This window comes from Pseudophaeobacter flagellatus, from assembly GCF_021228235.1.
In the GTDB taxonomy this organism is placed as follows: domain Bacteria; phylum Pseudomonadota; class Alphaproteobacteria; order Rhodobacterales; family Rhodobacteraceae; genus Pseudophaeobacter; species Pseudophaeobacter flagellatus.
Map to the genome: position 1 here is coordinate 81886 of NZ_JAJQRG010000006.1, position 18835 is coordinate 100720.

General features: G+C 62.2%; 18 protein-coding genes. 11 read left to right on the forward strand and 7 right to left on the reverse strand.

Annotated features, from left to right (window positions below; all coding sequences use genetic code 11):
* The first annotated feature begins 285 nt into the window (after positions 1-285).
* From LRK71_RS12930 to LRK71_RS12960, 7 genes are all read left to right on the forward strand, one after another.
* Positions 286-1332, forward strand: coding sequence for a rod shape-determining protein (locus LRK71_RS12930; RefSeq protein ID WP_232404247.1), 1047 nt, complete (start codon positions 286-288; stop codon positions 1330-1332).
* A gap of 71 nt (positions 1333-1403) precedes the next feature.
* Positions 1404-2366 carry a rod shape-determining protein MreC gene (gene mreC / locus LRK71_RS12935; RefSeq protein ID WP_232404248.1) on the forward strand — a complete coding sequence of 321 codons (963 nt, stop codon included), beginning with the start codon at positions 1404-1406 and terminating at the stop codon, positions 2364-2366.
* Positions 2359-2898, forward strand: coding sequence for a rod shape-determining protein MreD (locus tag LRK71_RS12940; RefSeq protein WP_232404249.1), 540 nt, complete (start codon positions 2359-2361; stop codon positions 2896-2898). Before mreC ends, LRK71_RS12940 begins: the two co-directional genes overlap by 8 nt.
* Positions 2895-4841, forward strand: coding sequence for a penicillin-binding protein 2 (mrdA, locus tag LRK71_RS12945; protein ID WP_232404250.1), 1947 nt, complete (start codon positions 2895-2897; stop codon positions 4839-4841). The genes LRK71_RS12940 and mrdA overlap by 4 nt, the downstream gene beginning before the upstream one ends.
* Positions 4838-5977 carry a rod shape-determining protein RodA gene (gene rodA, locus LRK71_RS12950; RefSeq protein WP_232404251.1) on the forward strand — a complete coding sequence of 380 codons (1140 nt, stop codon included), beginning with the start codon at positions 4838-4840 and terminating at the stop codon, positions 5975-5977. Before mrdA ends, rodA begins: the two co-directional genes overlap by 4 nt.
* Before the next feature lie 159 nt (positions 5978-6136).
* On the forward strand, positions 6137-6547 hold the full coding sequence (locus LRK71_RS12955) for a VOC family protein (protein WP_232404252.1): 411 nt from the start codon (positions 6137-6139) through the stop codon (positions 6545-6547).
* On the forward strand, positions 6544-7470 hold the full coding sequence (locus LRK71_RS12960; protein WP_232404253.1) for a 2-hydroxyacid dehydrogenase: 927 nt from the start codon (positions 6544-6546) through the stop codon (positions 7468-7470). Before LRK71_RS12955 ends, LRK71_RS12960 begins: the two co-directional genes overlap by 4 nt.
* Before the next feature lie 136 nt (positions 7471-7606).
* Here the strand turns inward: LRK71_RS12960 and LRK71_RS12965 are convergent, their stop codons facing one another.
* The 7 genes from LRK71_RS12965 to LRK71_RS12995 all read right to left on the reverse strand — a co-directional run bounded on the left by LRK71_RS12965 (position 7607) and on the right by LRK71_RS12995 (position 14862).
* On the reverse strand, positions 7607-9625 hold the full coding sequence (locus LRK71_RS12965) for a M3 family metallopeptidase (RefSeq protein ID WP_232404254.1): 2019 nt from the start codon (positions 9623-9625) through the stop codon (positions 7607-7609).
* A gap of 166 nt (positions 9626-9791) precedes the next feature.
* Positions 9792-10142 carry a hypothetical protein gene (locus LRK71_RS12970; RefSeq protein ID WP_232404255.1) on the reverse strand — a complete coding sequence of 117 codons (351 nt, stop codon included), beginning with the start codon at positions 10140-10142 and terminating at the stop codon, positions 9792-9794.
* A gap of 19 nt (positions 10143-10161) precedes the next feature.
* Positions 10162-11205: a HesA/MoeB/ThiF family protein gene (locus tag LRK71_RS12975; protein WP_232404256.1), complete on the reverse strand. Its 1044-nt coding sequence runs from the start codon at positions 11203-11205 to the stop codon at positions 10162-10164.
* Entirely contained in the window at positions 11205-11660 is a 456-nt protein-coding gene (gene dut, locus LRK71_RS12980) for a dUTP diphosphatase (RefSeq protein ID WP_232404257.1), read from the reverse strand. Before dut ends, LRK71_RS12975 begins: the two co-directional genes overlap by 1 nt.
* A gap of 51 nt (positions 11661-11711) precedes the next feature.
* Positions 11712-12926 (reverse strand): bifunctional phosphopantothenoylcysteine decarboxylase/phosphopantothenate--cysteine ligase CoaBC, encoded by a 1215-nt coding sequence (gene coaBC / locus LRK71_RS12985; protein ID WP_232404258.1) that lies wholly within the window; start codon positions 12924-12926, stop codon positions 11712-11714.
* Between the two features lie 134 nt (positions 12927-13060).
* On the reverse strand, positions 13061-13987 hold the full coding sequence (locus LRK71_RS12990; RefSeq protein ID WP_232404259.1) for a ChaN family lipoprotein: 927 nt from the start codon (positions 13985-13987) through the stop codon (positions 13061-13063).
* The gene (locus tag LRK71_RS12995) at positions 13984-14862 is read right to left on the reverse strand and encodes an RNA polymerase factor sigma-32 (protein ID WP_232404260.1); all 879 of its coding nucleotides are present in this window, start codon (positions 14860-14862) and stop codon (positions 13984-13986) included. The genes LRK71_RS12990 and LRK71_RS12995 overlap by 4 nt, the downstream gene beginning before the upstream one ends.
* 366 nt (positions 14863-15228) lie before the next feature.
* Between LRK71_RS12995 and cobU the strand changes: the two genes are divergently transcribed.
* From cobU to LRK71_RS13015, 4 genes are all read left to right on the forward strand, one after another.
* The gene (gene cobU / locus LRK71_RS13000) at positions 15229-15747 is read left to right on the forward strand and encodes a bifunctional adenosylcobinamide kinase/adenosylcobinamide-phosphate guanylyltransferase (RefSeq protein WP_232404261.1); all 519 of its coding nucleotides are present in this window, start codon (positions 15229-15231) and stop codon (positions 15745-15747) included.
* The gene (locus tag LRK71_RS13005; RefSeq protein WP_232404262.1) at positions 15744-16325 is read left to right on the forward strand and encodes a histidine phosphatase family protein; all 582 of its coding nucleotides are present in this window, start codon (positions 15744-15746) and stop codon (positions 16323-16325) included. Before cobU ends, LRK71_RS13005 begins: the two co-directional genes overlap by 4 nt.
* A gap of 75 nt (positions 16326-16400) precedes the next feature.
* A complete protein-coding gene (locus LRK71_RS13010) occupies positions 16401-17084 on the forward strand; it encodes a glutathione S-transferase (RefSeq protein WP_232404263.1) in 684 nt (227 codons plus the stop codon).
* 180 nt (positions 17085-17264) lie between these two features.
* The gene (locus LRK71_RS13015; protein WP_232404264.1) at positions 17265-18767 is read left to right on the forward strand and encodes a YifB family Mg chelatase-like AAA ATPase; all 1503 of its coding nucleotides are present in this window, start codon (positions 17265-17267) and stop codon (positions 18765-18767) included.
* Positions 18768-18835: the final 68 nt, after the last annotated feature.

Sequence of the window (18835 nt, forward strand, 5' to 3'; positions counted from 1 at the left end):
CGGATTTACCGGTTGCGAAACCACAAAGACCCGCCCTGCAGGCCAATTCGGCGCTCGATCCGATAGCGCTGGCCTGCGCGGCCAATCCCCAAGGCGCACCCTTGGGGCCCAGCCTGCAAGCGGGCAAAGTGCAAGGCGAAAGCCCCTCCTTTATGCAGCGCAAGCGAAAAGGCGCTAGTTGGGCATAAAACGCCCTTTCCCGACAGGGCTGCGCTGGTATAAGACCATGGTCTGCGACCCCTTTGGAGTCGCCCCTCGCTGCAGTTCAATAGGATCACATTTTATATGGCGTTTTTCGGAAATCTTGGCGGTTTGTTCACCTCGGACATGGCCATCGACCTTGGCACCGCAAATACGCTGGTCTACGTCAAGGGCCGTGGCGTGATCCTGTCGGAACCTTCCGTGGTGGCCTACCACATCAAGGATGGGGTGAAAAAAGTCCTGGCCGTGGGCGAAGACGCCAAGCTGATGTTGGGGCGAACCCCCGGCAGTATCCAGGCGATCCGTCCGATGCGCGAAGGGGTCATTGCCGATTTTGATACCGCAGAAGAAATGATCAAGCATTTCATCCGCAAGGTGCACAAACGCTCGACCTTTTCCAAACCAAAGATCATCGTCTGCGTGCCGCATGGCGCAACTCCGGTTGAAAAACGCGCGATCCGTCAATCTGTTATGTCCGCCGGTGCCCGCCGGGCCGGGCTGATTGCCGAACCGATTGCCGCAGCGATCGGGGCCGGCATGCCCATCACCGACCCCACCGGCAACATGGTTGTCGACATCGGCGGCGGAACCACCGAAGTGGCGGTTCTGTCGCTGGGCGACATCGTCTATGCGCGCTCGGTTCGGGTGGGCGGCGACCGGATGGATGAAGCGATCATCGCCTATCTACGCCGCCAGCAGAACCTGCTGATCGGCGAGGCCACAGCCGAACGCATCAAGACCTCTATCGGTACCGCTCGGATGCCCGATGATGGCCGAGGCCAGTCGATGCAGATCCGTGGTCGTGACCTGCTGAACGGGGTGCCCAAAGAAATCGAGATCAGCCAGGCCCAGGTTGCCGAGGCCCTGGCAGAACCGGTGCAGCAGATCTGCGAAGCGGTGATGACCGCGCTGGAAACCACCCCGCCCGATCTGGCCGCCGATATTGTCGACCGCGGCGTCATGCTGACCGGCGGCGGCGCGCTGCTGGGCGATCTGGATCTTGCCCTGCGCGAACAGACAGGTCTGGCCGTTTCGATCGCGGATGAATGTCTGAACTGTGTGGCCCTTGGTACCGGCAAAGCGCTGGAATACGAAAAGCAGCTGCGCCACGCCATCGACTACGACAGCTGATCGGGCAGCGCGGCCCCGCCAGCCCGATCTGATCGCAGGGCGGGCCGGGACAGCAGCCAGAAAGGAGCCCCTTGGCCAAAGATCGCTCCCAGCGTGAAGACTATGCAACGCCGCTGCGCCGCCTGTTCGTCGTGGTGGTCTGCCTCTGTCTGACGGCTCTGTTTCTGGTCTGGCGCATCGACAGCCCAAGGGTCGAACGCTTTCGCGCCCAGCTGATTGACACGGTCGTGCCCAATATGGATTGGGCCATGGTGCCGGTCACCGGCACCGTCAATCTGTTTCGCGATTTTCGAAGCTATCAACGTCTGGCCGAACAAAACCGCGAGCTGCGTTCGGAACTGCGCCAGATGCGCGCCTGGAAAGAGGCGGCGCTGCAGCTGGAGCAGGAAAACGCCCGCCTGCTGGACCTGAACAATGTGCGGCTTGATCCCAAGCTTACCTTTATCACCGGCGTGGTCATGGCCGACAGCGGCTCGCCGTTTCGTCAGTCTGTCATCTTGAATGTCGGTGCCCGTGATGGCATCCAGGATGGCTGGGCCACCATGGATGGCATTGGTCTGGTTGGGCGGATTTCCGGCACCGGGCGCAACACCGCGCGGGTGATCCTGCTCACCGATGCGGCCAGCGCCGTGCCGGTGACCATCCAGCCCTCGGGGCAGACTGCGCTTGTGACCGGCGACAACAGCGCCGCACCACTGCTGACCTTTCTGGAAAACGCCGATCTGGTGCGCCCGGGCGACCGGATCGTCACATCGGGCGATGGCGGTGTTTTTCCGGCTGGGCTGCTGGTTGGACAGGCCACCGAGGACCGCAGCGGCCGCATGCGGGTGCGGTTGTCGGCCGATTATGAGCGGCTTGAATACCTGCGGGTGCTGCGCCATCACGGCACCCAGGTGATTGGCGATCCCGGCGGATTGATCGTTCCCGCCCCCGGTGCCACCACCCCGAAATCCCGCCCCGGAGATCTGGATCCCACCCCCGATGCCCAGACCGACGCCGACACCGCTCCTGCAACGGGGGCCGAGAATGGCTGAGGTCACCCCCGCCAGAATTCTGCTCATGCGGTTCAGCTTTGTCGGGCTGGCGTTTCTGGTGATCTTTTTTCACCTGCTACCACTGGATACGCTGGCGCGCAATTGGGCACCGCCGGATCTGCTGACCGCTCTGGCCATGGCCTGGACGCTGCGCCGCCCGGATTACGTGCCAATTTCACTGCTGGTCCCGGTGCTGCTTTTGGCGGATTTCCTGTTTCACCGCCCGCCTGGCCTGCTGACACTTTTGGTAGTTCTGGGTTGTGAATTCCTGCGCTCGCGTGGCCAGAACCAGCACGAAGGTACCTTTGCCGCCGAGTGGCTCTCGGTGACAGTGGTCCTGACGGTCATCACCATCTTGAACCGTGTCACCCTTTCGCTTTTTGCGGTGCCGCAGGCGCCGCTGGGCCTGTCGGTCATTGAAACCATAGCGACCATTGTGACCTACCCGCTGGTGGTGCTGTTCAGCCAGGGGCTTCTTGGCGTGCGCAAACTCTCGGCCACCGAGGCCGAAATTCTGGGAGCTCGCAAATGAAACGCACCCCAAAGGATCTGGAAGGTGCCCATCGCAAGCTGAGCCGCCGCGCGCTGCTATTGGGCGGGCTGCAACTGGGCTTTGCCGGGGGTCTGGCCGCGCGCATGCGCTATCTGCAGGTCGATCAGGCAGATCAGTTCCGCCTGCTGGCCGAAGAGAACCGCATCAACATCCGCCTGTTGGCCCCCGCCCGTGGCGAGGTTTTTGATCGCAACGGCAAGACCCTGGCGCATAACTCTCCCTCCTATCGGATCATCATCGTCCCCGAAGACGCCGGTGATGTGGAGGCGGTGATCGCCAGGCTGTCAAAGCTGATCCACCTGCCCGCCGAAGACATCGAGCGCGCCCGCACAGAGATGCGCCGCTCGCCACCTTTTTTGCCGATCACCCTGGCTGACCAGCTGACCTGGGAAGATATTTCAAAGGTGGCAGTGAACGCCCCGGCCCTGCCCGGCATCACCCCAGAGGTCGGCCTGACCCGAATCTATCCGCAGCAAAGCGATTTTGCCCATGTGGTGGGCTATGTGGGACCCGTGTCCGATTATGACCTTAGCAAACTGGATTCACCGGACCCGGTGCTGCGCATTCCGCGTTTTCAGATCGGCAAGGTCGGCTTTGAGGCCAAGCGCGAAGATGTGCTGCGCGGCACCGCCGGGGCCAAACGGGTCGAAGTAAACGCCACTGGCCGCGTCATGCGAGAACTGGACCGCAAGGAAGGCCAGGCCGGCGCCGATATGCAGCTAGCGGTAGATGCGGGATTGCAGAACTACGCCCAGGCCCGGCTGGGCGCCGAGAGCGCCGCCGTGGTGGTGGTGGACTGCGACACGGGTGACCTGCGCGCCATCGCCTCTGCCCCCAGTTTTGACCCCAACCTGTTTGTTCGCGGCATTTCGGTAGCGGACTACAGCCTGCTCACCGAGGATCCCTACCGCCCCCTGGCCAACAAGACCGTACAGGGCACCTACCCACCCGGATCGACCTTCAAAATGGTCGTCTCGCTGGCAGCACTCGAAGAAGGGCTGATCGGGCCGGAAGATACCGTCTGGTGCCCCGGCTATCTAGAGGTCTCGGGACGGCGCTTTCACTGCTGGAAACGGGCCGGGCATGGCCATGTCGATCTCAACACCTCGCTCAAGCAATCCTGCGATGTCTATTACTACGATCTGGCAATCAAGGTGGGCATCGACAAGATTTCAGCCATGGCCAACCGGATGGGGCTGGGAGTGCGCCACGACCTGCCGATGTCGGCCGTGGCCAGCGGGCTGGCCCCTGATCGGGACTGGAAGGCACGGGTACGCGGCCAGGACTGGCTAGTCGGGGATACCGTCAATGCCTCTATTGGCCAGGGGTTCATGCTGGCCTCGCCGATGCAGCTGGCGGTGATGACCGCCCGCCTGGCCACAGGGCGCAGTGTGACCCCACGCCTGGTGAAATCCATCGACGGGGTAGAACAGCCCTCAGGGGCAGGCACCTCCATGGGCCTGAATGAAAACAATCTGCGCATGATACGACGCGGCATGTATTCGGTCAGCAACGACCGGCGCGGCACTGGCTATCGCTCGCGTATCATTGCCGAAGGCATGCGAATGGGCGGCAAGAGCGGCACCAGCCAGGTCCGCAACATCACCGCCGCCGAACGCGCCGCCGGGGTGATCCGCAACAAGGATCTGCCATGGGAGCGGCGCGATCACGCGCTCTACGTTTGTTTTGCCCCCTTCGACAAACCCAAATACGCCATCTCGGTGATCGTTGAACACGGGGGTGGTGGCTCTACCGCTGCGGCCCCCATTGCCCGCGACGTGATGTTGCAAGCACTTTACGATGGCACGCCCCCCCTTTCGGCCTATCCCAAAGGGGATCGTAGCCGCATCAAGGCCCAGCAAGAGCGGCTGGAACGCGAACGCATCAAAAGCGACCACCCCCAGGACAGTGACCGGGCATGAGCTATCTTGAGTATAACGCCAAGGCGACCCCCTCGGGGTTTCGCAAGATCCTCTATCTGAACTGGCCGCTGACCCTGTTGCTGGCCTCGGTGGCCGGGGTTGGGTTCCTGATGCTCTACTCGGTGGCGGGAGGTTCCTTTTCGCCCTGGGCCGAACCACAGTTCAAACGCTTCCTGTTGGGTATGGGGGTGATGCTGGTGGTGGGCATGGTGCCGATCTGGTTCTGGCGCAATATCTCGGTGCTGGCCTATCTGATCTCTGTTGCCCTGCTCCTGGCGGTTGAATTCTTTGGCACCGTTGGCATGGGGGCGCAGCGCTGGATCGACATTGGCTTTATGCGGCTGCAGCCCTCAGAGCTGATGAAGATCACCTCTGTCATGCTCTTGGCCGCCTATTACGACTGGCTGCCGCCAGAGCGCAGCTCGCGGCCAATCTGGGTGTTGCTGCCGTTGCTGATGATCCTATTCCCCACCCTTCTGGTGCTGCGCCAACCGGATCTGGGCACCTCGATCCTGTTGATGGCCGCCGGCGGTGGGGTGATGTTTCTGGCTGGGGTCCACTGGGCCTATTTCGCCGCCGTCATTGGCGCCGCCGTGGGGCTGGTGAGCGCCGTATTCCAAAGCCGCGGCACCGACTGGCAGCTGCTCAAGGACTACCAATATCGCCGCATCGACACCTTCCTCGACCCTTCACAAGACCCGTTGGGCGCGGGCTATCATATCACCCAATCCAAGATCGCCCTGGGCTCGGGCGGCTGGTCCGGGCGCGGCTATATGCAGGGCACCCAATCACGGCTGAACTTTCTACCGGAAAAACACACCGATTTCATCTTCACCACCCTGGCCGAAGAGTTTGGCTTTATTGGCGGCCTCACCCTGCTCAGCCTCTATATGCTGATCATCGTCTTTTGCGTCGCCACCGCGCTGGCCGCCAAGGATCGGTTTTCATCGCTGGTCTCCCTGGGTGTGGCCATCACCTTTTTCCTGTTCTTTGCCGTCAATATGTCAATGGTCATGGGGCTGGCCCCCGTCGTGGGCGTGCCACTGCCGCTGGTTTCTTACGGGGGCTCGGCGATGCTGGTGCTGCTGGCCGCCTTTGGTCTGGTCCAAAGCGCCAATGTACACCGCCCCCGCTAGGCCTTGCCCCCTGCCAACAGGGGGCAAGGCAAATATCTACAATCAGGCTTGATACTTGTGGCGAACCCTGGATCCATGAGAAACCCATGCCAGAACACAAGCTGCGGCTTTCCATGGCATCCCCCGATACCAAGGAACACCGCGATCGGAGCACAAAGCATGAGCATCTTTCACCTCGCCTATCATGTGGATGACCTGGACAAGGCCCGCGCGTTTTATGGCGGCCTGTTGGGCTGCACCGAGGGGCGCAGCACCGACACCTGGGTCGACTACAACTTCTTTGGCCACCAGATCTCACTGCACCTGGGAGTTGCCTTTGCCACCACCAATACCGGAAAGGTCGGGGAACACATGGTGCCGATGCCACATCTGGGGGTGATCCTGCCCCAGCAGGACTGGCAGGCCTTGGCCGATCACCTGGTGCAGGCGGGGCTGAATTTCACCCTGCCCCCAACCACACGCTTTGCCAATGAACCGGGTGAACAAAGCACCATGTTCTTTCACGACCCCGCCGGCAACCCGATCGAGATCAAGGGTTTCAAGGACATGACCGGGGTATTTGCAACATGATCAAGGTTCAGTTCGCCGCCCACCCGGAACGCTGGGACAGCTATCGGCCTGCGCTAGAAACCGCCTTTGCCGCCGCCCAACTACAGGTCGACCTGCGCCAGGATCACCCCGCCGCCGAGGTGGACTATGTGATCTACGCCCCCAACTCCGACCTGCAGGATTTCACCCCCTACACCCGATGCAAGGCGGTGTTCAGCCTCTGGGCCGGGGTAGAAAAGATCACCGGCAACACCAGCCTGACACAGCCCCTGTGCCGGATGGTCGATCCTGGGCTGACAGCCGGCATGGTGGAATGGGTCACCGGTCATGTGCTGCGCTACCACCTTGACATCGACCGCAGCATCGCCACCCAGGATCGCTGGGATCCGGTTGTGCCCCCCCTGGCACAGGAACGACCCGTCACCCTGCTGGGGCTCGGCGCATTGGGAACCGCCTGCGCCACCGCTCTGCAGCGGCTCGGCTTTCCCGTCACCGGCTGGTCACGGTCGCAAAAAACGCTTACAGGCCTTCACTGCGAACATGGGGCCGAGGGGCTGACACGCGCCCTTGAAACCGCCCAGATCGTGATATTGCTGCTGCCCGACACTGCCGCCACAGAAAACACCCTGAATGCAACAACCTTGGCGCATCTGCCCAAAGGCGCGCGAATCATCAACCCCGGCCGCGGCCCCCTGATCGACGATGTCGCCCTGCTGGACGCTCTCGACAGCGGCCGGATTGCCCATGCCACCCTTGATGTCTTCCGACAAGAACCACTGCCGCAAACCCATCCCTTTTGGGCCCACCCACGGGTCACGGTCACGCCCCATATCGCGGCAGAAACTCGCCCCCTGACAGCGGCACGGATGATTGCGAAAAACATCCAGCACGGCGAAAGCGGCCTGCCCTTTCTCAACCAGGTCGATCGCCAGCTCGGCTACTGATCAGCCCAGGCTGCCAATGCGGGCAACGGCAGGCACCTCCCCCATATTCATCTTACGAAAAATACCTCGGGGGAGGTCGCAGACCGGGGGCAGCGCCCCCTCCCACCGCGCCTCTGTGCTCAGCCCGGCAACACAGTCACCCGACAGCGGTCAGACCACGCCCCTTTAACAGCGCTTCAACCCCCGGCAGACGACCGCGAAACGCGGTATATAACTCTGCCGCGTCGGCGGATCCGCCCTTGGACAGGATATGGCGCTCCAATGCGGCGGCGCGTTCGGGGTCAAAGGCACCGCCCGCCTCTTCAAAGGCAGCAAAGGCATCGGCATCCATCACCTCGGACCACATGTAGCTGTAATAGCCCGAGGAATAGCCATCGCCGGAAAACACATGGGCAAACTGCGGTGTCGCATGACGCATGGTGATGGCTGTCGGCATACCGATTTCTGCCAGCACCTCTGCCTGTTTTTCCATCACATCCTGTGGCGGCGCCCCCTCGTGAAACGCCAGATCCACCAGCGCCGAGGCCACATATTCCACCGTCTGGAACCCCATATCAAAGGTCGAGGCCCCCAGCACTTTTTGCAGCAATTCGGGCGGCATCGCTTCGCCGGTCTCGGCATGGGTGGCAAATTCTCTCAGGACCTCGGGCACCTCCAGCCAATGTTCGTAGAGCTGGCTTGGCAGTTCGACAAAATCACGCGCGACCGAGGTGCCTGAGATGCTCTCGTAGCTGACATCAGACAGCATCTGATGCAGCGCGTGACCAAATTCATGGAACAGGGTGCGCGCGTCATCCCAGGACAACAAGGCCGGATCGCCTTTGGCAAAGTTGCAGACGTTGATTACAACCGGGCTCTGCTCTTGCGGCAGTTTCGCCTGCGCCCGCATCGCCGAACACCAGGCCCCCGAGCGCTTGGAGCCGCGGGCAAAGTAATCGCCGATAAAGACCGCCAGATGCTTGCCCGCGCGCGTGACCTCCCAGGCGCGGCAATCGGGGTGGTACAGCGGCACATCCAGGGGTTTGAACTCCAGCCCGAACAGGCGGTTGGCACAGGCAAAGCTGGCCTCGATCATCCGATCCAGCTGCAGGTAGGGCTTCAGTTCCGCCTCATCCAGATCGTGTTCGGCCTTGCGCCGCTTTTCGGCGTAGTAGCGCCAGTCCCAGGGTTCCAGATCGCCGTTAATCCCATCCTGATGCATCATCTCGGTCAGGATTCCGGCATCACTGTCGGCCCGTGCCTTGGCCGGCTGCCAGACCTGCATCAGCAGATCCCGCACCGCGTCCGGGGTTTTGGCCATCTCGGTTTCCAGCTTGTAGGCGGCAAAACTGTCATAGCCCAGCAAGGCAGCGCGTTCGGCCCGCAGCGCCAGGATTTCGGCCGCAATGGCACGGTTGTCGCTATCGCCTCCGTTGGCCCCACGCGCGCCCCAGGCGGCAAAGGCCTTTTGCCGCAGATCGCGGCGCGGGGAAAACTGCAGGAACGGTGTGATAACCGACCGCGACAGCGTCACGACCGGGCCTGGCGCGCCCTTCTCTGCGCCTGCAGCCTGTGTCGCGGCCACAACAAAATCCGGCAAGCCCTCCAGATCCGCCTCGCTCAGCTCCATATGCCAGTCGCGCTCATCCGCCAGCAGGTTCTGAGTAAAGGCGGTGCCAAGGGTGGCCAGACGGCCCTTGATCTCTTGCATTCGCTGGTCATTCGCCCCGGTCAAAGCGGCACCACCGCGCACAAAGCCGCGATGGGTCAGCATCAAAACCCGGCTTTGTTCAGCGTTCAGACCCAGATTATCGCGTTGATCCCAAACAGATTTCACCCGCGCATAAAGCGTTTTATTGGCGGTAATGGCGGAAAAATGCGCCGCCAGTTTGGGGGAAAATTCACGCTGCAGCTCTTCGCGCTTGGCATTGCTATCTGCCCCCGCCACGGTGAAGAACACCGACAAGACCTGCTCCAACTCGCGCACCGGGGTTTCCAGTGCCTCGATCACATTGGCAAAGCTGGGCGGCGCGGTGTTATTGGCTATGGCATCAATCCAGGCGCTATGGGCGGTCAGCGCCTGCTCCAATGCCGGGGCAAAATCATCATCACAAATGCGGCTGAAGGGGGCAATTTCAAACGGCGTGTCCCAATGGGACAAAAGCGGGTTGGACATGTCAAATCTCCTTTGATCGCGACGCTAGCGGCAAACTCGGGCGGCTGCAATCAGGGGCCGCAGCGCCTGCGAGGGCATGTCGCGCAAAAGTGAGGACCGGTTTGGCGCGACATGCAAAATCAAATGAGGTGAGCCAGCCACGTGAATGCAAAGGAACGCGGTAAATCTAGCCGCCCACCTCAAGGCTGTCGATCAGAGAGGCCGACAGAATGCGGATCGGCACCCCCGCAATATTGGCCGCGCGGGCGATGCGCCATTCAAACCGGCCAATTCGCCCATCGGTGTCGATCAGCACCACCACCGCCTCTTTGCCGGTCACCTCGGCGGCAAAGAGGGCCTGCTGGATACTGTCCAGGCTGCTGCGCTTGTCCAGACCGAACTCAACCACCCGGTTGTCATTCTCGCAATCTATCCGGATCGAGGCATCACCACCTGGATAGGTAAAGTCATGCACGGTCTCGGACTCGCCGCCAAACAGGGCACCGCAAAGCGCGGTAATAAAAAAGGCTTCATTCACTGCTGCGGGCTTTCTGACGTTACCGACCGTCGCTGCAAATCGGACAGTCCTGCCGCCGCGACAGGCGGATCTTGCGGCTTTCGCCATATAGTCCATCGTAGATCAGCATTTCACCTTTCACGCCCGTGCCCGCGCCGGTGATCGCCTTAATCGCCTCCATCGCCATCATCGCCCCCAGCACCCCCGGCAGCGGGCCAACCACCCCGGCTTCGGAACAGGACGGCGCCAGCCCGGCAGCCGGTGCTTCAGGGAAAATACACTGATAGCAGGGACTACCGCCTTTGGGGTGAAACAGGCTCAGCTGACCTTCCCATTGCGACAGCGCCCCGGAAATCAGCGGCTTGCCCAGCTTTACCGCAGTGCGGTTGACCAGATAGCGGGTTTCAAAATTATCGCTGCCGTCCAGGATCAGGTCAAAATCGGCAAACAGCTCTGCGGCAATCTCTTCGGTCAGGCGACGATGAAAGGGGCGCACCTCTACATAGGGGTTTTGCGCCTTCATCGCGGCCTCGGCTGAAAACACCTTGGGCAGGCCGATATCCGCGTCGCGGTGGATCACCTGGCGTTGCAGATTGGCATTTTCCACCACATCGTCATCAATCACCCCAATGGTCCCCACCCCGGCGGCGGCCAGATATTGCAGGGCCGGAGCCCCGAGACCACCGGCACCAATCACCAGGACGCGGGCCTGTTTCAGTTTTTTCTGTCCCGGCCCGCCCAGCTCTCGCAGCACGATATGGCGGGCATAGCGGTTCAGCTCTGTTTCGCTAAACAGAGGGGCGGGGTGGGACATATCGCTGCCTTTTGGTTGCGCTCGGGCTTTGAGGGCAGAAATAATCCAGCCATAGCCCAGCGCCAAGAGGCCAAAACCACCCAGCATCAGCCACAGCGCAGCAGAGCCCCCCGTGGCCTGGCGCAATGCATGTTCGGCAGGCAGCGTCGCCTGCAAGGCCAGAACAGCGGTAAACAGGATCGCCAGCAGGCTGCCACGTAGGGCGCGGCTCCAGCCGAGGTAGCCGCCGCCCCACCAGATGAACGCCGCAACGGCCAGGATCCGCAGCATCAGCGCCGCCCCGTAGAGCCAAAGCCCCCTTGGCCGCGCGCGGTTTCCTCGAGGGTGTCAACCAGCGAGATCCGGGCCTGCACAACGGGTGCCACCACCATCTGTGCAATCCGGTCGCCATGCGAGATGACAAAATCTGCTTCGCCTGCGTTCATCACAATCACCCCCAGCGGGCCGCGGTAATCGCTGTCGATGGTGCCGGGGCTGTTGGGCAGGGTGATCCCGTGTTTCAAAGCCAGGCCGGAACGCGGCCGGATCTGCACCTCGTAGCCCGGCGGAATCGACAGCCGCAGCCCGGTCGGCACCAGCATCCGCGCGCCGGGGGACAGCGTCAGGCTATCGCGATCCGGCAGATTGGCGCGCAGGTCAGCCCCGGCCGCACCAGTGGTTTCATAGGCGGGCAGCGGCAGATCCAGATCTGCACCAGCCTCATGGGTCACCCGGATTTCAACCATCTCGTCCTCTTTTGTCGCTGATGTTTCACAAGGGGCTAGCCTGTTGCAGGGTTACTGCCTGTCCCCAATCGGGGCTGCAATGTGCTCTGCAATCCGGGCGGCAAGCTGGCGGGCCACCTCTGCCTTGCCCATCCGTGGCCAGGCTTCAGCCCCCTGTTCTGAAATCAGGATCACGGCGTTTTCCGCCCCGCCCATGATGCCCGTGGCGGGGGAGACATCATTGGCAACAATCCAGTCGCAGCCCTTGCGCAGGCGCTTGGCCGTGGCGTTATCCACCACATCATTGGTTTCCGCTGCAAAACCGACCACCAGCGGCGGTCGCCCGGTGCGCATCTGCGCGACAGATTTCAGGATGTCCGGGTTTTCGGCAAACTCCAGCACCGGCAAGCCATCTTTGGATTTCTTCAGTTTTCGATCCGAGGCACTGGACACCCGCCAATCGGCAACGGCGGCCGCGAAGACCCCCACATCCACCGGCAGTGCCGCCTGCACGGCCGCCTGCATCTCAAGCGCGCTTTGCACCGGTATCACCTCAACCCCGTCGGGGGGAGGCACCTCTGCCGGGCCAGTGACAAACACCACCTCTGCACCCTGATCGCGCAGCGCAGTGGCCAGTGCAGTGCCCTGTGCACCGGAGGAACGATTGGCAATATAGCGCACCGGATCAATGGGTTCATGGGTGGGGCCAGAGGTCACCAGAATACGCCGTCCCGACAGCAGCCCCTGGCGGAAATGCGCTGCGATGGCCGCAATGATTTCGTTCGGCTCCGCCATCCGGCCCGGACCAAATTCACCGCAGGCCATGCCGCCCTCATTGGGGCCAACCAACTGCACGCCATCGGCGCACAGGGTGGCAATATTGCGCTGGGTAGCGGCATGTTCCCACATGCGGACATTCATCGCAGGTGCCAGCATGATCGGAGTATCTGTCGCCAAAAGCAGGGTGCTGGCCAGATCATTGGCCAGACCCTGTGCCATCTTGGCCATCAAATCGGCAGTGGCGGGGGCCACCACAACCAGATCGGCGCTGCGCGACAGCTGAATATGCCCCATCTCGGCCTCGGCGGTCAGATCAAACAGATCTCGGTGCACCGCAGTCGCCGCCAGCGCCGAGACCGACAACGGCGTGACGAACTCTTCGCCTGCACGGGTCAGGACAGGGGTGACAGCCGCCCCCTGGTCCTGCAACCGGCGGATCAGCTCCAGCGATTTATAGGCCGCGATGCCGCCACCGATGATCAGAAGAATGCGCTTGCCTGCCAGCATTTTCACTGTCCCTTGTTTGCCCGGCCTCGCCCCGGCCCTTGGCAATCCTATCGCCTGGAGCACAAAGAGGGAAATGCTTTTCCAAGGCGATTTCAAGGACCAATCATCAGGCCGCTGGTACCACCACCACGGCGCTAATCAGCGCTGCGAAAGGCCAGACAGGGATCCGGGCGCGTCGGCGCGCGGGCCGATAGAACAACATCAAAACGCCGCGCCCCCTGGCCGCCCATCTCGGCGTCCTGATCCCCTTCGATCTGGCCAAGCGCGCGCAGGCTGATCTGTGGCACCGCCCGTTTCAGATAGACCGCAAGCCCCCAGTCCAGCCGGGCATGGCCATTGCCGGTGATCACCACCACGGGTCCGCCCGTTTGCTGCAGCGCCTGTTCGGCGCGGGCAGCCAGACGGGCGTCACGCAGGCGCTGGATATCAACCAACATTGGCAGCATCTCTGCTGGCATAGCATTGCAATGATTGACCATTTGAGCAGCCTCGCGCGCGGCCTGCTCTGCCTCTGGCAGGGGCTGGTCCAGACCAAAGCGCGCGGCCTGGTCGCCAAAATGGTCGGCGATCCCGGTTTGCAGGGCTGTTCGGGCCTCAGCCCGCGGCAGCCATGCGCCAAACTGCGCCGCCTCGCTGGCGGCCAGAAACACCGGGGCGTAAAGCGCAAAATCAGGCCAGCCCGATGTCGCCCAATTCAGCGTCTCGGCGGTGCGCGCCGCATCCTGCAGGACCGGCACGGTGAGTGTTTCGGCCTGGTCCTGGGTGATCATCTCCCAGACCACCGCCCTGGGCCGCAGGGCCGCGATCAGCTCTGCCTGCGTCTGGTGATGCGCGGCATTGTCATGCACTTCGCCCAGCAGGATTACATCCGCCCCTTTTAGCATCGCCGCAACCTGGCCCAGGCCTGTTTGATCTCGCTGCACACCAGCCTGCCCCTGCGCCTGCGTCGCCGCGGTGACCTCCGCCGCGACTTGGGCGGGCACCCCAACGGAAAGCCCCGCGACCAAAGCGACCACAAGGGTGGCCGCACTATTCCTGACTAAAAAACTACGCTTTCTCATGAAAGCAGTCTTTGCACCTCTCGCGAGCGGGTTTCAAGCAGTTTCCGCATCTTTTGAAAGGCCCCGGCCTCCAGCTGGCGCACCCGTTCCTTGGACAGCTTTAATTCGCGCCCCAGGTCTTCGAGCGTGCGCGGCGGGCTTTTCAGTTTGCGGGCCACCACGATCAGCTTTTCCCGCCCGCTCAAGCCCTGCATCGCTTCGACCAGCCATCGCCGCAGCTGGCGGCGATCATGGCTGCCTTCAACCAGTTCAGCCGCCTGAGCGCTGTCATCTTCCAGCACATCGATCCATTCGCGGCCCTCAGCCTCGCTCGACTGGACTGCGTTGAGCGAAAAATCGCCCCCGGCCAAACGGCCATCCATCATTTCCACATCCCGCAGCGGCACACCAATTTCAGAGGCGATTTTTTCATGCAGCTGGTGGCGATCCAGCCGCGCCCCCTGGGCATAGGCCTGGCGTTCAAGCTGGGCCTGCACCCGGCGCATATTGAAAAACAATGACTTTTGCGCGGCGGTAGAGCCAGTTCGCACCATCGACCAGTTGCGCATCACATAGTCCTGAATAGAGGCCTTGATCCACCAGACCGCATAGGTGGAAAAGCGCACGCCGCGATCGGGATCAAACTTGTCCGCCGCTTTCATCAGGCCCAGCCCCGCCTCTTGGATCAGATCATTCATCGGCGCGCCATAACGTTTGAACTTGGAGGCCATTGAAATCGCCAGCCGCATATAGGCATTGATCAACCGGTGCAGCGCCTGCACGTCCCGTTGATCCCGCCAAGCATAGGCAAGTTTACGTTCGGTCTCTGCATCCAGCAATTCTGCCTTCATCGCCTGTTTGGGCAATGGATTCACAGTGATATGGTCAAGCGCCATTGTTTCCCTCCGGGATCGGGGTCGTCTTGAAAACATGGCAGAGCGCACCGGACAGCCGCAGGGTATGACCCCAGACGGCGAATGGAAGGGTATGCCGGTCCCTCCGCCAATCCGCAGCGCAATGCCACGGCACAGTCTCTTTTGCACAATGTGCGGCCCTGGGCCTGACCCAGGAAGCGGCTTGTCGGCCTATGGCCTTTTGGCACCTGGCTCTTTACGAGCCCGCCTTGGCAACCTAGGGCCAAAGCACCCGCCAAGGCGCTGGCCCAGCCGACGCAGCGCAGCCAGTACTGGCTAGACCCTTGTTTTGAGCGTCACCAGCGGCTAGCACAGGGTAGAAACCGTTCATTTACAAGGGTAAAGAACTTGTCGGCACCTGTCACATTCATTCTCGGCGGCGCCGCCTCTGGCAAGTCGAAATTCGCCGAAGATTTGTGTTTTAAGTCAACAAAATCAAAATGCTACCTGGCCACATCACAAATATTTGATACCGAGATGCAGGCCAAGGTCAAACGCCACATACAGCAGCGGGGGCCTGATTGGGAGACCCATGAAGAACCGCTCTCGCCTGCGCGGATTCTGGACCAGCTTGCGCCGGATCAAATCTGCCTGCTGGACTGTGCCACCATGTGGCTGACCAATCATATCCTGGCCGAAGGCGATCTGGCCACCGCGCAGCAAGAGCTACTGACGGCGATCAAGCGCTGTCGGGCAGAACTGGTTGTGGTCTCTAACGAGGTGGGCCAGGGCATTGTGCCCGAAAACGCCCTGTCGCGCCGCTTCCGCGAGGCCCAGGGGCGGCTCAACATCGCACTGGCTGCCCAGGCTGACCGGGTGGTTCAGGTAACCGCCGGGCTGCCGTTGGTGCTGAAAGGGACGCTATGAAATCGCGCCTGTTTCTTATTCGCCACGGGCCGACCCATGCCAAGGCCATGGTGGGTTGGTCAGATCTACCGGCCGATCTATCCGATACCGCCGCCCTGGCGCGGCTTGAGGCCAGCCTGCCGCCCGAAGCGCTTGTGGTGTCTTCCGATCTGCGCCGCGCAGTGGATACCGCCAGCGCCATCCAGGGCGCGCGTCAACGTCTGCCGCATATGCCCGGTCTGCGTGAAATCCATTTTGGCACCTGGGAGCTGCGTAACTGGAAAGACGTCGACGCCGAAGACCCCGACCGCATCCGCGCCTATTGGGAAACACCGGGCGACACCACTCCGCCCGGCGGCGAAAGCTGGAACCAGGTCTGCGCCCGCGTCAACGATACGGTCGATCACCTGCTTCAGGTCCATGCGGGACGCGATCTGGTGATTGTCGGGCATTTTGGTCAGATCCTGACGCAGATCCAGCGGGCCGAAAGGCTAAGCCCCACCGCCGCCTTCTCCCACAAGATAGATAATCTGTCGCTCAGTACCCTCAGCTATGGCCCAGACGGCTGGCGCAGTGGGGCGCTTAATCAGAGGCCTTAATTCATCAATTATCGTGATGAATTTTCCAACAAATATTCCATTTAAAGATATCATGCAGGGCGCTAGCCTGCTTTCATGCCTTATGAACTCTACATTGGTGATCGCATGTATTCCAGTTGGTCGTTGCGCGGCTGGCTCATGCTCGAAAAATTTGCAATCCCGCATAGAACCCATCTGGTTGGGCTTTATTCTGGCACCATGGCCCAGGATTTGGCGCATCTGGCCCCGGCGCGTCTGGTGCCGACGCTCAGAACCGACCAGGGCCTGGTGATTGGCGAGAGCCTAGCCATGGCCGAAACCCTGGCCGAGGCCTTCCCGACTGCGGGTCTTTGGCCTGTGGCCGCGGATCAGCGTGCCACCGCGCGCTGGCTGGCAAGCGAGATGGTCTCTGGGTTTTCCGCCCTGCGTGGCGACTGCCCGATGCAGCTGTCGCATGTCTGGCAGGGGTTTGATCCCTCAGAGGCGGTGCTGGCCGACCTAGCCCGTATCGAAGCGCTGTTTGCCCATGCCCGCAGCATCTCTGGCGCACAGGCGGGCTATCTCTTTGGGGATTACGGTCTAGCAGAGGTGTTTTACACCCCCGTTGCAGCCCGGATCGTTGGCTATGACCTGCCAGTCGCGCCGCAAACCCGCAGCTATTGCGAAATGCTGCTCTCGGATCCCGCAGTACTGCAGTGGCAGGCGCAGGCACGCGAGGTCAGCTATGACCCGGAACCCTATGCCCAGGATCTGGCCCGCAGCCCCTGGCCCATCACCTAGGCGGCGCCCAGAGGCGCCCCCTCCCCCGCCGCAAGCCATGCCGCTGTCCATTTCTAACCAATGACTGCGGCAGGCTTGCGGGAAATCACCGTAAAATCCCCCAAAACCACAGTTCTGCTGCTGACACTGCCCCCACGGTGCCTATTGTTTTTCCTTGCCAGTTCAAGGGAATGAGCCCAGATGATCAGCCGCGCCAATACGGTAGCCTTTCACGGCATAGACGCGCGCCCCGTCGAGGTGCAGTGCTCGCTGGTGGCTGGGCTGCCTGCCTTTGCCATCGTTGGCCTGCCAGACAAGGCGGTGTCCGAAGCCCGCGAAAGGGTGCGTGCTGCCTTTGCCGCCATGTCAATTGCGCTACCAGCCAAGCGGATCACCATCAACCTGTCGCCTGCGGATATGCCCAAGGAGGGCAGCCATTTTGACCTGCCCATCGCCCTGGCGCTGCTGGCGGGCATCGGTCTGATCCCGCCAGAGGCGGTTGCAGACACCCTCGCCCTGGGGGAACTGTCGCTGGACGGCCAGCTAATGCCGGTCACCGGGGCGCTGCCGGCGGCCATGGCTGCGGCCAGCGCCAACCATCAGCTGCTCTGCCCCAAAGGATCCGCTGCCGAGGCGGCCTGGGCTGGCGATGCCCTGGTCATTGGTGCCGCCAGCCTGACCGAGGTGGTGCGCCATTTCACCAGCGAATTTCCCCTTACCCCAGCCCGCCCCGGCGAGGTGAGCCAACCTGCACCACTGCGCGATCTGCGTGACATCAAGGGCCAGGAACAGGCAAAACGCGCGCTGGAGATCGCCGCCGCCGGGCGCCACCATATGCTGATGACCGGACCTCCGGGATCGGGAAAATCCATGCTCGCGGCCCGGCTGCCCTCTATCCTGCCGCTGCTCACCCCGGCCGAGGCGCTCGAGACCTCGATGATCCAGTCACTGTGCGGGCTGATCGACGCCGGCGGTATCAGCCGCAGCCGCCCCTTCCGCGAGCCACATCACACCGCATCTGTGGCGGCGATTGTTGGCGGCGGGCGGCGGGCGCAGCCGGGCGAGATCAGCCTGGCCCACAATGGCGTCTTGTTCATGGATGAACTGCCGGAATTCAGCCGCGTGGTCCTGGAAACCCTGCGCCAGCCGCTAGAGACCGGCGAGGTGATGATTGCCCGCGCCAATGCCCATATCCGTTATCCCTGCCGGTTCATGCTAGTGGCGGCGGCCAACCCCTGCAAATGCGGCTATCTGGCAGACGCAGCCCGCGCCTGCGCCCGCGCACCGGGCTGTGGCGAAGACTATCTCGGGCGTATCTCTGGCCCGATGCTGGATCGCTTTGATCTGCGCATCGAAATACCGCCGGTGGCCTTCAAGGATCTGGACCTGCCCGCCGCCAGCGAAGGCTCTGCCGAGGTGGCCCAGCGGGTTGCAATCGCCCGCGAGATCCAGGCCGATCGCTATCGCGACAACGCTGAAATCACCCTTAACGCCGATGCCGAGGGCGATGTGTTAGAGCAGGCCGTGGCCCTGCAGGCAGAGAGCCGCGCGCTGTTGCTACAGGCCGCAGAACGCTTTGGACTGAGCGCACGCGGCTATCACCGGGTGCTGCGGGTAGCGCGCACCATCGCCGATCTGGCCGCCGAACCGCAGGTGCAGCGCCCGCATCTGGCCGAGGCGCTGAACTTTCGCACTGGCGTGTAACAATCACACTGGCATAACAAGCACCGGGCATAACAAGCGCGGGGGGAGCAAGGCTCGGAGACCACCGC